The following is a 14,016-nucleotide window of genomic DNA, read 5'->3' on the forward strand; positions in this document are numbered from 1 at the left end:
GGCTGCAGTCCGTGGTCGAGCTGGCCCAGGACATGGCCGCCGCACTCACCCCGCTGGAGGCCGTCCGGGCCGCCGCCGCCCGTGCCACCGAGGCGCTCGGCGCCACCATGGCCGCCGTCTCAGTCTGGGACCGCGAGTCCGGCCGGCTGCGGGTCCTGGTCAACCACGGCGAGCTCGCCCCGGGCGAGGAGGAGCTGCCCGAGGACGAGTCGTACCCGGTCGCCGACTTCCCCGAGATCGTCACGTACCTGGAGGAGCGCTGGACCACCGGGCGGCTGCCGCGCGCCTGGCTGCAGAGCGCCGAGAACAGCGAGCCGCACGCCGGGCACGCGCACCCGACCGCCGGCGCGTACTGCCAGGAGCGCGCCGCGGCGCTGCGCCGGCGCGGGCGGGCCTGCTGCGTGGTCGCGCCGATCGTGCTGCACGGCCAGGCCTGGGGCGAGCTGTACCTCGCCCGGTCCGCCGGGATGCCCGAGTTCACCGAGGCCGACGCCGACTACGCGACGCTGCTCGCCGCCCAGGTCTCGGCCGGGCTGGCACAGACCGAGCGCCTCGCCGACCTGCGCCGGCTCGCCTTCTCCGACCCGCTCACCGGCCTGGCCAACCGGCGGGCCGTCGACGCCCGGCTGGAGAGCGCGCTGGAGGCGCACAACCGGGACGGCACCGTGGTCTCGCTGGTGGTCTGCGACGTCAACGGGCTGAAGCGGGTCAACGACCAGCTCGGCCACGAGATGGGCGACCGGCTGCTGGAACGGTTCGCCCACCAGCTCTCGCTGGCCGCCGCCAAGCTCCCCGGCAGCCTCGCCGCGCGGCTCGGCGGCGACGAGTTCTGCCTGCTGGTGGAGGGTCAGAAGGCCGACGAGGTGGTCGCCGTCGCCGAGGAGATGTGCGCCCGGGCGCTCGCGCTCTCCGAGGGCGAGGGCGTGGCCTGCGGCGTCGCCTCCACCGGGGACTCGATCGGGCCCGTCACCACCCCCGACCGGCTGTTCCGGCTCGCCGACGCCGCCCAGTACCGGGCCAAGGCCGCCCGGGCCGCCCACCCCGTGGTCGCCGGGCGCAGCCACGGCCCCGGCTTCTCGCCCGACCCCACGGTGCTGCTCGCCGACGCCGCCGACCCGCACCACCGGGCGGACGGGCGGCGCGCGCCGGGCGGCCGGGCTGGCGCGGGCGACCGGCGGCGGTTCCGGGGCGCCGCCCGCAGCGCCGACCCGGGGCAGCTGCTCACCGCGGTGCTCGCCTCCCTCGACCAGGCCGCCCTGACCCGGGCCGTCCACCCGGCGGACACCCTCGGCAAGCTGGTCGTGGTCGCCGAGGCCTCCGCCCGGCTGCTGGACGCCGTCGGCTGGTGGGTCTCGTACGTCCCGCCCGGCTCCCATCTGATGCGCACCTCCCAGCACGCCGTCTACCGGATGACCAGCGGCCCCAGCAGCGTCCGCGCCGAGACCCAGCGGGCCCAGATCGAGGCCCCCGACGCGGTCTTCGACCTCCGGCACTACCCGATGACCCGCCGGGCCGTCCGCGGCGGCGCCTTCGCCCTGCGGGCGGGCGCGGCCGGCAACGACCCGGCGGAGGAGGCGATGCTGGTCGTCTCCGGCTACCGGGGCATGGTGGCCGCCGGCGGCCAGAACGCGGCGGGCGGCTGGCTGGTGGAGCTCTTCGCCGACGACGCCACCCTGCCGCTGGGCCAGGCCGCCTGCGCCATGCGCGCCCTGGTCTCGGTCGCCCTGTCGGGGCCGGCCTCGCCGCCGGTGGTGTGAGGCGGGAGTTGCGCCCAGGGCCGGTCGGAGGCCTGTCGGCCCGTCGGCGGGGGCCCCGACCCGGGTCCGGCCGCCGCCGTGTGCGGATTCGGTGACGGGGGTGTCCCGGGCGGGTCGCGGTCGGCGTCCGGGGGATGCCGGGGGCGGGCGGGGTGGTGGAAGGTGGGGCGACGGTTTTCCGGGGAACGGGGGGTTCGGCCGTGGGTGGACGGTGGGCGGGTGCGGCGGTGGCCGGGGTGCTGGTGCTCGGGGGCGCGGTGGCGGGGGCCGCCCCGGCGGCGGCGGTGCCGGCGGTGCGGACGGTCGGGGCGGTGCGGGCGGTCGGGGTGGTGCGGACGGCGCCCGAGCGGGCGCCTCAGCCGCGGGCCTCCGAGGGGGCGCACCGGATCACGGAGTCCACGCTGTCCGCGTCGAAGTCGAGGAGGCGCACGGTGCGGCACGGCTCCCACGGCGGATTCGGCGGGCTGTTCACCTGGTTCGGCGTCGCCCTGCTGCTCTGCGTGCTGACCGTGGTGCCGGCGGTGTTCTGGTTCAGGCGTCGGAACCGGCTCCGTTCGCAGGCGGGTTGAGGGCCCGTAGGGCGGCGTCGACCAGGCGGTCGGCGTGCTCGTGGGTGAGCGGGCCGAGCCGGTACTGCCAGCGGTAGTAGATCGGGCCGTAGACCAGTTCGACGGCCAGGTCGAGGTCGGCGTCGGCGGCGATCTGGCCGGCCTCGCGGGCGCTGCGCAGACGGTCGCGGGTGACCTCCAGCAGGGGGTCCAGCAGGCGGGTGCGGTACTCGGTGTGCAGCGCCGGGTCGTTGAGGATCTCGGCGACGATCGCCCGGTAGGTGCGGTCGGTGCCCGGGTCGCGGAGCTCGTCGCTGGTGGGGCGCAGGACGGCGCGGAGGTCGGCGGCGAGGTCGCCGGTGTCGGGGAGGGCGAGGCCGCCGTCGTGCTCGCCGGCGGCGAGGAAGGCGTCGAAGACGACGGCGCCCTTCGAGGGCCACCACCGGTAGATGGTCTGCTTGCCGACGCCGGCCCGGGCGGCGATCGCCTCGATGGTCAGCTTGCCGTAGCCGACTTCGGCGACGAGTTCGGTGGCGGCGGCGAGGACGGCGGCGCGGGCGCGCTCGCTGCGGCGGGCGGGGTCGGGGGCGGTTCTGGAAGCCATGGGGAAAAGTCTATGCGGAATGACGAGACGAGACGTATTGTCTTCTCAAGACATGCGAGACGGAACGTCTCGTCTCATTCGCTACCCCCGGAGGTGCCCGTGAACCGCCCCGCACACATCCTGATGGTCTCCGTACCGGCCCACGGGCACGTCAACCCGAGCCTCGCCGTGATCGCCGAGCTGGTCGCCCGCGGCCACCGGGTCAGCTACCTCAACGACCCCTCCTTCCGCGAGACCGTCGAGTCCACCGGGGCCGCCCTCGTCCCGTACCCGACGAAGCTGCCGCTCACCGACGACCCCGGCGGCTGGCCGGCGGACCCGGTGGCGATCCAGGACGTCTTCCTGGACGACACGCTGGCGGCGTGGTCCGTCCTGCTGGAGGCCTTCGAGGACGACCGCCCCGACCTGGTGCTCTACGACATCGCGGGCTTCGCCGGCCGGGCGCTCGGCGAGCGGCTGGGGGTGCCGGTGGTGCAGCTGTCGCCCACCTTCGTCGGCTGGGAGGGCGCCGAGGAGGACATGGCCGAGGTCTTCGAGGCGATCCGCACCGGCCCCGGCGGCCCCGAGCACTACCGCCGGTTCGCCGACTGGCTGGTCGAGGCCGGCGCGGTGCAGCGCGACGTGGAGGCCTTCAAGGGTCGTCCGGAGCGGGCGATCGCGCTCGTTCCGCGCGCCCTGCAGCCCAACGCCGACCGGGTCGACGAACGGCGGATCAGCTTCGTCGGGCCCTGCTTCGGCGACCGCGCCCACCAGGGGCGGTGGCAGCGGCCGGCCGGCGCGGAGAAGGTGCTGCTGGTCTCGCTGGGCTCGGCGTTCACCCACCACCCGGCGTTCTACCGCGCCTGCGTCCAGGCCTTCGGCGACCTGCCGGGCTGGCACACGGTGCTGCAGATCGGCGCGCACACGGACCCGGCCGAGCTCGGCGAGGTGCCGGACACCGTCGAGGTGCACCGCTGGGTGCCGCAGCTGTCCGTGCTCTCCCAGGCGGACGCCTTCGTCACCCACGCGGGCATGGGCGGATCCAGCGAGGGGCTGTTCCACGCGGTGCCGATGATCGCGGTGCCGCAGGCCGTCGACCAGTTCGCCAACGCGGACGCGCTGGTGGGCCTCGGTGTCGCCCGCCGGCTGGACACCGAGCAGGCCACCCCGGAGGCGCTGCGCGCGGCGCTGCTGGAGCTGGTCGGCGACCCGGCGGTGGCCGAGCGGCTGCGGGAGCTGTCCGCCGCCGGACGGGCCGAGGGCGGGACCGTCCGGGCGGTCGACCTGATCGAGGCGGAACTCGTGAAGTGAGTGGGGGGCCGACGGGGGCCGCGGCGTGCGACATCGATCCGGAGGGCGGAGAATCCGGATGGCGAGCACCTGTTGTCATATCTTCATTCACCTGATGTGATGGTGTATATGGATATGCACAGTGCTGTGGCCCCCGACGCTCCGCTGGTCCTGGTCGGCAAGGCCGACGTCAGCGCCGAGGACGTCCTGTCCGTCGCCCGGGGCGACGCCCGGGTCGAGATCGGTCCCGACGCGCAGGCCGAGATGGCGGCCGCCCGTGCGCGGATCGACGCCCTCGCGGCCGAGCCGCGTCCCGTCTACGGCGTGTCGACCGGCTTCGGCGCGCTCGCCGTGCGCCACATCAGCCCCGAGCTGCGCGCCCAGCTGCAGCGGTCGCTGGTGCGCTCGCACGCCGCCGGCATGGGGCCCGCGGTCGAGCGCGAGGTGGTCCGCGCGCTGATGTTCCTGCGGATGAAGACGCTGGCCTCCGGCCGCACCGGCGTCCGGCCGCTGGTCGCGCAGACCATGGCCGCCCTGCTCAACGCGGGCATCACCCCGGTGGTGCGGGAGTTCGGCTCGCTCGGCTGCTCCGGCGACCTCGCGCCGCTCTCGCACTGCGCACTGGTCCTGATGGGCGAAGGCACCGCCACCGGCCCGGACGGCGTGGAGAAGCCCGCCGCCGAACTGCTCGCCGCCGCCGGGATAGCGCCGGTCGAACTGCTGGAGAAGGAGGGCCTCGCCCTCATCAACGGCACCGACGGCATGCTCGGCATGCTGGTGATGGCCATCGCCGACCTCCAGCGGCTGTTCACCACCGCCGACATCACCGCGGCGATGAGCCTGGAGGCGCTGCTCGGCACCGACAAGGTGCTCGCCCCCGAACTGCACGCCCCGATCCGCCCGCACCCGGGCCAGGCCCTCAGCGCCGCCAACATGCTCGCCGTCCTCAAGGGCTCCGGCCTCACCGGCCACCATCAGGACGACGCCCCGCGCGTCCAGGACGCCTACTCGATCCGCTGCGCCCCGCAGGTCGCCGGCGCCGGCCGGGACACCCTGGCGCACGCCCGGCTGGTCGCCGACCGCGAGCTGGCCGCCTCCGTCGACAACCCGGTGGTGCTGCCGGACGGCCGGGTGGAGTCCAACGGCAACTTCCACGGCGCCCCGGTCGCGTACGTGCTGGACTTCCTCGCCATCGCCGCCGCCGACCTCGGCTCGATCTCCGAGCGCCGCACCGACCGGCTGCTCGACAAGGCCCGCTCGCACGGCCTGCCGGCCTTCCTGGCCGACGACCCGGGCGTGGACTCCGGCCTGATGATCGCCCAGTACACCCAGGCTGCGCTGGTCAGCGAGAACAAGCGGCTCGCCGTCCCGGCCTCGGTCGACTCGATCCCCTCCTCCGCGATGCAGGAGGACCACGTGTCGATGGGCTGGTCGGCCGCGCGCAAGCTGCGCCAGGCCGTGACCAACCTCGGCCGCATCCTGGCCGTCGAACTCACCGCGTCCGCCCGCGCGCTGGAGATCCGTCAGCAGGCCGACGGGGTCGCCCGGCTCGCCCCGGCCACCGCGGCCGCGCTGGCCGCCGCCCGGGAGGCGGGGGTCGGCGGCGCCGGCCGCGACCGCTTCCTCTCGCCGGACCTGGAGGCGGCCGCCGAGCTGGTCGCCTCCGGCGGGCTGGTGCGGGCGGTCGAGCGGGTCACCGGCCCGCTGGCCTGAGCCGGTGCCGCCGCCGCGGGGTGATTGGGGCTCAGTCCCAGTCCCCCCGCGGGCGGCGGTCCCGCTCGTCCCGGCGGTCGCGGCGGTTGCCCAGCGCGGCCGCGAAGTTGACCCCGACGATGCCCGCCCAGCAGACCAGCAGGCCGGCGAAGCCACCGGTCTCGGGGCTGCCGGCGATCGCGGTCAGCGGGATGCCGAGAGCGAGCGAGACCACCGCCAGCCGGTTGCCGGCCCGGCCGGAGGCCGACGGGCGGTCGCGGTCCCGGCGCCCGCCCCGGCCCCGGTAGGACGGCTCGTAGTCGTCCATCCGCTCGGCCACCGACCGGTCGACCCGGGCGTCCAGCCGGGCGTCGAGCCGCTTCACGAAGGAGTCGACGAGTGCGTCCTCGTACTCCTTGCCGAGCTCCTTGCGGGCCTGGAGGGTGGCGTCGAGGTCGCGCCGCAGTTCGTCCTGACGAGTGTCCATGGAGCAAGCGTGGGGCCGCCGGGACGTCCGGTCCATCCGTTCGCGGGAGGAATCCGGGCGGGCTCAGGGACAAATCAGGGTTCCCCCAAGGGGTGCCCCGAACCCGGCGGGGCCGCCGGACCGCCGCGGCTACCGAACCGACCCGACCGCGGGACGTCTCACCGGACGTCCCGCCGTACGAGACGTCTTTGCCAGTCGCGGCCCGCTCCTGCACAGTCGTCGTCCGAACCGCTCGCACCCGGAGGTACCGCTGATGACCGCCACCGACGAGACCGGCAGCGTCGGACCATCCGCGCGGCTGCTCCAGCTGTTCGAAGGGCACCGGCTGACGCCGACCCAGCGCCGGATCGCCCACTCGCTGGTGCGGCACGCCACCGAGGCGCCGTTCCTGTCCAGTGTGGAGGTCGCCGAACTCGCGGGCGTCAGCCAGCCGTCCGTCACCCGCTTCGCGGTCGCGCTCGGGTACGACGGCTACCCCGCGCTGCGCAAGCAACTGCGCGAACTCGGCGGCGGCGACCAGGGCGCGCCGGAGAGCCCGGACGACGCCGTGCGCAACGAGCACCAGCAGGCCGTGCTCGCCGAGATCGCCCACCTGCGCCACCTCGCCGAACTCCTCGCCGACCCGGAGCCGATCACCCGGGCCGCCCGGCTGCTCGCCGCCTCCCGCCCGCTGCCGGTGCTCGGACTGCGGGCCGCCTCGGCGCAGGCGCGCGGCTTCGCCTACTTCGCGTCCAAGGTGCACCCGGACATCCGGCTGCTGGACGAGGGCGGCAGCATGCTCGCCGACCGGCTGGAACAGGCCCGGGCGGCCGGGGCCGACGCGCTGCTCTGCTTCGCGCTGCCGCGCTACCCGCGGGAGCTGATGGACGCGCTGACGGTCGCCCGCGAGTGCGGGCTGACGGTGCTCACCGTGGCCGACAGCGCCTTCGCGCCGGTCGCCAAGCTGTCCGACCTGATGCTGCCGGCCGCCGTCGGCACCGGGCTGGTCTTCGACACCGCGTGCGCGCCGATGATGCTCGGCCGGGTGCTGCTGCAGTCCATGTGCGACGAACTCCCGGGCGCCGAAGCCAGGTTGGAGGCGATCGAGCAGTCCGCGGCGGCGCGCGGGCTGTTCCTGGAGTAGTGGCGGGGCGGGGGAGTAGCCGTCACGGACCCGGGCATCCCCTCCTACAGGGGGTGTCACCCATGCGCGTGATCCACGAGATGAAGTTCGTCGCCCGCCTGTCCTCCGGCGCCGACGAGTGGTCCTGCCCCACCTGCGGCCGCCGCGTCACCCTGCGGCGCCTGCCCGACCCCGAACTGACCGTCCTCGACCCGGGCGACGAGTCGGCCGTCCACGTCGGCGTCATCGAACCCGACGCCCGCGCCGCCGCGGCGGCCGAGAAGTACGGCCTCGGCCCCGTCCAGAACATCCCCCGCCCGCCGTCCCCACCCGCCCCGGACGCCGACGACCGCCGCTGGCTCGCCGAGATCGGCATCGACTGGGACGGCGGCGCGGCGGCCTGACTCAGCGGCGCGGGGCGTAGATCGGCAGTTCGTCGGTCTGTAGTTCGGCGGGCAGCGGAGCAGTGAGCGGGATGGGCTCGCCGTACTTGCCGTGCAGCACGCCCTGGTACTCGCCGTCGCGTGGGCGCGTGTAGAGCGTCCAGGTGCCGTCGCGCGGGTCGGCGGCGATCAGGACGGCTACACCCGCGATGGCGTACCACTCGGTCTTGGCGGCGATGCCAGTGGTCCGCTCGGACGTGGAGATCACCTCAAGGGCGAGGACGGCGTCGTCCGGGTCTGCCAGCCATTCGTCGTCGGCGCCCCACTCCTTCGGGAAGACGACGAGGTCGGGAGTGACGTAGTCGTCGTCGTCGTCCGGCATGCGGATCGACGAGTTCTCGTAGACGCGCAGATCCTCGGGCAGCCGGGGGATGAGGCCATCACCAGGGTTCCTCCGATGATCTGGACGCGAAGCCCCGTGCTGTGCTCGATCTCCTCCGCCACATCCCGGAGTCTGCCGGGCCGCACGGTGATGGCCGTCATCGTGTCCTCCGCTCCTTGGCGCTGGGCCGAGTGGCTGGTGTTCGCCGGGTTCAGGCTAGCGCGCCAAGTCGGCGGGTGCCGTGGCTGATCGGATTGTTTCGGGGTCTGGTCGAAAGTCGATTGTCTAGTTATATTCAGCCGGACAGGGTTTGAATGAATCCATCCGCAGAGAGGCCGGGACATGGTGCAGCAGCAGGCGAGTGGGCCGCGTGAGGTGCGGGCGGCGCGGGGGACGGGGCTGACGGCGCAGGGGTGGCAGCAGGAGGCGGCCCTGCGGATGCTCATGAACAACCTCGACCCGGAGGTGGCCGAGCACCCGTCGAAGCTGGTGGTGTACGGCGGGACGGGCAAGGCGGCGCGGGACTGGCGGTCCTTCGACGCGATGGTGCGCACGCTGGAGGGGCTGAAGCAGGACGAGACCATGCTGGTCCAGTCCGGCCGCCCGGTCGGCGTGATGCAGACCCACGAGTGGGCGCCGCGCGTGCTGATCGCCAACTCCAACCTGGTCGGCGACTGGGCCAACTGGGAGGAGTTCCGCCGGCTGGAGAGCCTCGGGCTCACCATGTACGGGCAGATGACCGCCGGTTCGTGGATCTACATCGGCACCCAGGGCATCCTCCAGGGCACCTACGAGACCTTCGCCGCCGTCGCCAACAAGCGGTACAACGGCACGCTGGAGGGCACCATCACCCTCACCGCCGGCCTCGGCGGGATGGGCGGCGCCCAGCCGCTGGCCGTCACCATGAACGGCGGAGTGGCGATCTGCATCGACTGCGACCCGTCCCGGATCTCCCGCCGGATCGAGCACCGCTACCTGGACGTCGAGGCCCGGGACCTCGCCCACGCGCTGGAGCTGGCCACCGAGGCCCGCGACAAGCGGCGGCCGCTGTCCATCGGCGTGCTGGGCAACGCCGCCGAGCTGGTCCCGCAGCTGCTCGCGATGGACGCGCCGATCGACATCGTCACCGACCAGACCAGCGCCCACGACCCGCTCAGCTACCTGCCGGTCGGCGTCGACTTCGACGACATGGCGGACTACGCCGCCGCCAAGCCCGCCGAGTTCACCCAGCGCTCGCGCGAGTCGATGGCCCGGCACGTCGAGGCGATGGTCGGCTTCCTGGACCGCGGCGCCGAGGTCTTCGACTACGGCAACTCGATCCGCGGCGAGGCCCAACTGGCCGGCTACGACCGCGCCTTCGCCTTCCCGGGCTTCGTCCCGGCGTACATCCGCCCGCTGTTCTGCGAGGGCAAGGGCCCGTTCCGCTGGGCGGCGCTGTCCGGCGACCCGCAGGACATCCACAAGACCGACAAGGCCGTCCTCGACCTCTTCCCGGAGAACGAGTCGCTGGCCCGCTGGATCAAGATGGCCCAGGAGAAGGTGCACTTCCAGGGCCTGCCCGCGCGGATCTGCTGGCTCGGCTACGGCGAGCGCGACAAGGCCGGCGAGCGCTTCAACGACATGGTCGCCTCCGGCGAGCTGTCCGCCCCGATCGTCATCGGCCGCGACCACCTGGACTGCGGCTCGGTCGCCTCCCCGTACCGGGAGACCGAGGCGATGCTGGACGGCTCCGACGCGATCGCCGACTGGCCGCTGCTCAACGCCATGGTCAACGTGGCCTCCGGCGCCTCCTGGGTCTCCATCCACCACGGTGGCGGTGTCGGCATCGGCCGCTCGATCCACGCCGGGCAGGTCACCGTCGCCGACGGCACGGCGCTCGCCGGGGAGAAGATCCGCCGGGTGCTCACCAACGACCCGGGCATGGGCGTCATCCGGCACGTGGACGCCGGGTACGACCGGGCCACCGAGGTCGCCGCCGAGCGTGGGGTCCGCGTCCCGATGGGTGAGCTGTGACCTCGTCGTTCGAAGAGATGTGGGCGGAGCTGCTCCCCGTGGGCCGCTCCGCCGCCTCCGGCGGCTACCGCCGCTTCGCCTGGAACTCCGCCGACGCCGAGTGCCGCGCCTGGTTCGAGCAGCAGGCCCGTAGCCGCGGCCTGACGTACGAGCTGGACCGCAACGGCAACCAGTGGGCCTGGCTGGGCGACCCGACCGCGCCGGGGGCGGTCGTCACCGGCTCGCACCTGGACTCCGTCCCGGACGGCGGCGCCTTCGACGGCCCGCTCGGCGTGGTCTCCTCCTTCGCCGCGCTGGACGAACTCCGCGCCCGCGGCGCCGAGTTCACCAAGCCGCTGGCGATCGTCAACTTCGGCGACGAGGAGGGCGCCCGGTTCGGCGTGGCCTGCATCGGCTCCCGGCTGACCGCCGGCGTCCTCGGCCGCGAGCAGGCGTACGAGCTGCGCGACGCGGACGGCCTGCGGCTGCCCGACGCGATGGAGAAGGCCGGCTACGACCCGACCGCGATCGGCGCGGACCGCGAGCGGCTGGCCCGGATCGGCGCCTTCGTCGAGTTGCACGTCGAGCAGGGCCGCCACCTCGCCGAGGGGCAGCCGGTCGGCGTCGCCGGGGCGATCTGGCCGCACGGCCGCTGGCGGTTCGACTTCCACGGCGAGGCCAACCACGCCGGCACCACCCGGATCGAGGACCGCCGCGACCCGATGCTGACGTACGCCAACACCGTGCTCGCCGCCCGCAAGAAGGCCAAGCAGGCGGGCGCGCTGGCCACCTTCGGCAAGGTCGCGGTCGAGCCCAACGGCACCAACGCGATCGCCTCGCTGGTGCGCGGCTGGCTGGACTCCCGGGCGGCCGACGAGCGCACCCTCACCGCGCTGGTCGCCGAGATCGAGCAGGCCGCCGCCGAGCGCGGCGGGCGCGACGGCGTCCGGGTCGAGCTGACCCGCGAGTCCTACACCCCGGTGGTGGACTTCGACGGGCCGCTGCGCGACCGGCTGGCCGAGCTGCTGGACGCCCCGGTGCTGCCCACCGGCGCGGGACACGACGCCGGCATCCTGGCCTCGGCGATCCCGACCGCCATGCTGTTCGTGCGCAATCCCACCGGCGTCTCCCACTCCCCGGCCGAGCACGCCGAACCGGCCGACTGCCTGGCCGGGGTCGCCGCCCTCGCCGACGTACTGGAGGACCTGGCGTGTCATTGACCACGACGACGTACTGGGCGCAGTACGCCTGGCTGCCGCACGACGACGGGCCTGCGGTCGAGCAGGACGTGCTGATCACCACCGGCCCCGGCGGGACGATCGCCGCCGTCACCCCGGACAGCGGCCCCTGCCCGCCCGGCGCCGTCCGGCTCGACGGGTTGCTCCTGCCCGGCCAGGCCAACGCCCATTCGCACGCCTTCCACCGGGCGCTGCGCGGGCACGTCCAGGTCGGCTCCGGCACCTTCTGGACCTGGCGCGACACCATGTACCGGTTCGCCGGCGCGCTGGACCCGGACCGCTACCTGGAACTCGCCACCGCCGTCTACGCCGAGATGGCGCTGGCCGGCATCACCGCCGTCGGCGAGTTCCACTACCTGCACCACGCGCCCGGCGGCGCCCGGTACACCGATCCGAACGCGATGGGCGAGGCGCTGATCGAGGCCGCCGCCCGGGCCGGCATCCGGATCACCCTGCTGGACACCTGCTACCTCTCCTCCGGCTTCGGCGCCGAGCCGACCAAGCCGCAGCAGCGGTTCAGCGACGGCGACGCGCAGGCCTGGGCGGCCCGGGCGGACGCGCTCAAGCCGCGCGAGCACGCCCGGATCGGCGCCGCCATCCACTCGGTGCGGGCCGTCCCGGCCGAGCAGCTGGGCACCGTCGCGCACTGGGCGGCGACGCGCGGGGCGCCGCTGCACGTCCACCTGTCCGAGCAGACCGCCGAGAACGACGCCTGCCTGGCCGCGCACGGCGTCACCCCGACCCGGCTGCTCGCCGACCACGGCGCGCTCGGCCCGCGCACCTCGGCCGTGCACGCCACCCACCTGACCGACGAGGACGTCCGGCTGCTCACCGAATCCTCCACCACGGTCTGCATGTGTCCCACCACCGAGCGGGACCTCGCGGACGGCATCGGCCCGGCCCGCCGGCTCGCCTCGGCGGGCGCCCCGATCACCCTGGGCAGCGACAGCCACGCGGTGATCGACCCGTTCGAGGAGGCGCGGGCGCTGGAGCTGGACGAGCGGCTGCGCACCCGGACCCGCGGCCACTGGACGGCCGGCGCCCTGCTGCGGGCCGGCGGCGAGGACGGGCACGCCTCGCTCGGCTGGCCGGAAGCCGGGCGGATCGAGGCCGGGGCGCTCGCCGACTTCACGGTGATCGCGCTGGATACGGTGCGTACGGCCGGGCCGCCGCCCCGGCTGGGCGCGGAGATCGCCGTCTTCGCGGCCTCGGCGGCGGACGTCCGGCACCTGGTGGTCGGCGGGCGGCACGTCGTCCGGGACGGCGTGCACCAGCTGGTGGCCGACGTGCCGGGCGCGCTGCGGCGCTCGATCAGCGCGCTGAGCTGCTGACCCCTCCCCCCACCTTCCTCCGAGAGGCCTTGTCTTGAGCACCCTGATCACCGGAATCGGCAGCCTGGTCACCAACGACCCCGAGCAGGGCACCGGGCCGCTCGGCCTGCTGACCGACGCGGCCGTGGTGGTCGACGGCGGCACCGTCGCCTGGGTCGGCCCGGCCGCGCAGGCCCCGTCGGCGGACGAGCGCTTCGATGCCGGGGGCCGGGCCCTGCTGCCCGGCTTCGTCGACTCGCACGCCCACCTGGTGTTCGCGGGAGACCGCACCGCCGAGTTCAACGCCCGGATGTCCGGGCAGGCGTATTCGGCGGGCGGCATCCGGACCACGGTGGCGGCCACCCGGGCGGCGAGCGACGCCGAACTGGACGCCAACCTGGCCCGGTTCGTCCGGGAGGCGGTGCGCCAGGGCACCACCACGATCGAGTGCAAGTCCGGCTACGGGCTGACGGTCGAGGACGAGGCGCGGGCGCTGCGGATCGCGGCCAAGCACACCCCGGAGACGACGTACCTGGGCGCCCACGTGGTCGCGCCCGAGTACGCCGAGGACCCGGCGGGGTACGTGGACCTGGTCACCGGCGAGATGCTGGACGCCTGCGCGCCGCACGCCCGCTGGGTGGACGTGTTCTGCGAGAAGGGCGCCTTCGACGGGGACCAGGCGCGGGCGATCTTGAGGGCCGGCATCGAGCGCGGCCTCACCCCTCGGGTGCACGCCAACCAGCTGACGTACGGGCCCGGTGTGCAGCTGGCGGTGGAGCTGGGGGCCGCCTCGGCGGACCACTGCACCCACCTGACGGACGAGGACGTGGCGGCGCTGGCCGGCTCGGCGACGGTGGCGACGCTGCTGCCGGGGGCGGAGTTCTCGACGCGGGCCGAGTACCCGAGCGGGCGCCGGCTGCTGGACGCGGGCGCGGTGGTGGCGCTGTCCACCGACTGCAACCCGGGCTCCAGCTTCACCAGTTCGATGGCGTTCTGCATCGCGGTCGCGGTGCGGGAGATGGGGATGACCCCGGACGAGGCGGTCTGGGCGGCGACGGCGGGGGGCGCCCAGGCGCTGCGGCGCACAGATGTCGGCGTCGTCGCCCCCGGCGCCCGGGCGGACCTGCTGCTGCTGGATGCCCCCTCACACGTCCACCTGGCGTACCGCCCGGGCGTGCCGCTGACGGCGGCGGTCTGGCGCGCGGGCGTCCGCGAGGTCTGAGCCTCGGGGTTGTGGACGGCCCCCGCGCTC

12 protein-coding genes and 1 pseudogene are annotated in these 14,016 nt (G+C 74.6%); 10 read left to right on the top strand and 3 right to left on the bottom strand.

The genetic code is table 11. The features are described 5' to 3' along the window. Positions 1-32: 32 nt before the first annotated feature. Positions 33-1,190, top strand: a pseudogene (locus tag ACZ5OX_RS10735) (GGDEF domain-containing protein); the annotation flags it as partial. Positions 1,191-1,957: 767 nt separating this feature from the next. Continuing rightward, positions 1,958-2,326 (top strand): hypothetical protein, encoded by a 369-nt coding sequence (locus ACZ5OX_RS10740; RefSeq protein WP_465629543.1) that lies wholly within the window; start codon positions 1,958-1,960, stop codon positions 2,324-2,326. Here the strand turns inward: ACZ5OX_RS10740 and ACZ5OX_RS10745 are convergent. Continuing rightward, positions 2,289-2,909 (bottom strand): TetR/AcrR family transcriptional regulator, encoded by a 621-nt coding sequence (locus tag ACZ5OX_RS10745; protein ID WP_465629545.1) that lies wholly within the window; start codon positions 2,907-2,909, stop codon positions 2,289-2,291. The genes ACZ5OX_RS10740 and ACZ5OX_RS10745 overlap by 38 nt on opposite strands. 123 nt (positions 2,910-3,032) lie before the next feature. Here ACZ5OX_RS10745 and ACZ5OX_RS10750 point away from each other — a divergent pair, with 123 nt between their 5' ends. Together ACZ5OX_RS10750 and hutH are read left to right on the top strand one after the other, a co-directional pair. After that, on the top strand, positions 3,033-4,199 hold the full coding sequence (locus ACZ5OX_RS10750) for a macrolide family glycosyltransferase (RefSeq protein ID WP_465629628.1): 1,167 nt from the start codon (positions 3,033-3,035) through the stop codon (positions 4,197-4,199). A gap of 114 nt (positions 4,200-4,313) precedes the next feature. Beyond that, positions 4,314-5,891: a histidine ammonia-lyase gene (gene hutH / locus ACZ5OX_RS10755; RefSeq protein WP_465629546.1), complete on the top strand. Its 1,578-nt coding sequence runs from the start codon at positions 4,314-4,316 to the stop codon at positions 5,889-5,891. Positions 5,892-5,922: 31 nt separating this feature from the next. Here the strand turns inward: hutH and ACZ5OX_RS10760 are convergent, their stop codons facing one another. Further along, positions 5,923-6,357: a hypothetical protein gene (locus tag ACZ5OX_RS10760; protein WP_465629547.1), complete on the bottom strand. Its 435-nt coding sequence runs from the start codon at positions 6,355-6,357 to the stop codon at positions 5,923-5,925. Between the two features lie 253 nt (positions 6,358-6,610). Between ACZ5OX_RS10760 and ACZ5OX_RS10765 the strand changes: the two genes are divergently transcribed. Together ACZ5OX_RS10765 and ACZ5OX_RS10770 are read left to right on the top strand one after the other, a co-directional pair. Continuing rightward, positions 6,611-7,480: a MurR/RpiR family transcriptional regulator gene (locus tag ACZ5OX_RS10765; protein WP_449788269.1), complete on the top strand. Its 870-nt coding sequence runs from the start codon at positions 6,611-6,613 to the stop codon at positions 7,478-7,480. Between the two features lie 62 nt (positions 7,481-7,542). After that, positions 7,543-7,863 (top strand): hypothetical protein, encoded by a 321-nt coding sequence (locus ACZ5OX_RS10770; RefSeq protein ID WP_449788270.1) that lies wholly within the window; start codon positions 7,543-7,545, stop codon positions 7,861-7,863. 1 nt (position 7,864) lies between these two features. Here the strand turns inward: ACZ5OX_RS10770 and ACZ5OX_RS10775 are convergent, their stop codons facing one another. Then, positions 7,865-8,224 carry a Uma2 family endonuclease gene (locus ACZ5OX_RS10775; protein ID WP_465629548.1) on the bottom strand — a complete coding sequence of 120 codons (360 nt, stop codon included), beginning with the start codon at positions 8,222-8,224 and terminating at the stop codon, positions 7,865-7,867. A 342-nt stretch (positions 8,225-8,566) separates the two neighbouring features. On the opposite strand from ACZ5OX_RS10775, the gene hutU reads away from it, so the two are divergent. The 4 genes from hutU to hutI are packed head-to-tail and all read left to right on the top strand — an operon-like array spanning position 8,567 to position 13,986. Continuing rightward, positions 8,567-10,237, top strand: coding sequence for a urocanate hydratase (gene hutU, locus ACZ5OX_RS10780; protein WP_465629550.1), 1,671 nt, complete (start codon positions 8,567-8,569; stop codon positions 10,235-10,237). A gap of 17 nt (positions 10,238-10,254) precedes the next feature. Then, positions 10,255-11,436, top strand: a complete 1,182-nt coding sequence (locus ACZ5OX_RS10785) for an allantoate amidohydrolase (RefSeq protein WP_465629629.1) — start codon at positions 10,255-10,257, stop codon at positions 11,434-11,436. Continuing rightward, positions 11,433-12,785 (top strand): formimidoylglutamate deiminase, encoded by a 1,353-nt coding sequence (locus ACZ5OX_RS10790; RefSeq protein ID WP_465629630.1) that lies wholly within the window; start codon positions 11,433-11,435, stop codon positions 12,783-12,785. Before ACZ5OX_RS10785 ends, ACZ5OX_RS10790 begins: the two co-directional genes overlap by 4 nt. 34 nt (positions 12,786-12,819) lie before the next feature. Beyond that, the gene (gene hutI / locus ACZ5OX_RS10795) at positions 12,820-13,986 is read left to right on the top strand and encodes an imidazolonepropionase (protein ID WP_465629551.1); all 1,167 of its coding nucleotides are present in this window, start codon (positions 12,820-12,822) and stop codon (positions 13,984-13,986) included. The last annotated feature ends 30 nt before the right edge of the window (positions 13,987-14,016 follow it).

The sequence above is a fragment of the Kitasatospora sp. NPDC032121 genome (assembly GCF_055580145.1).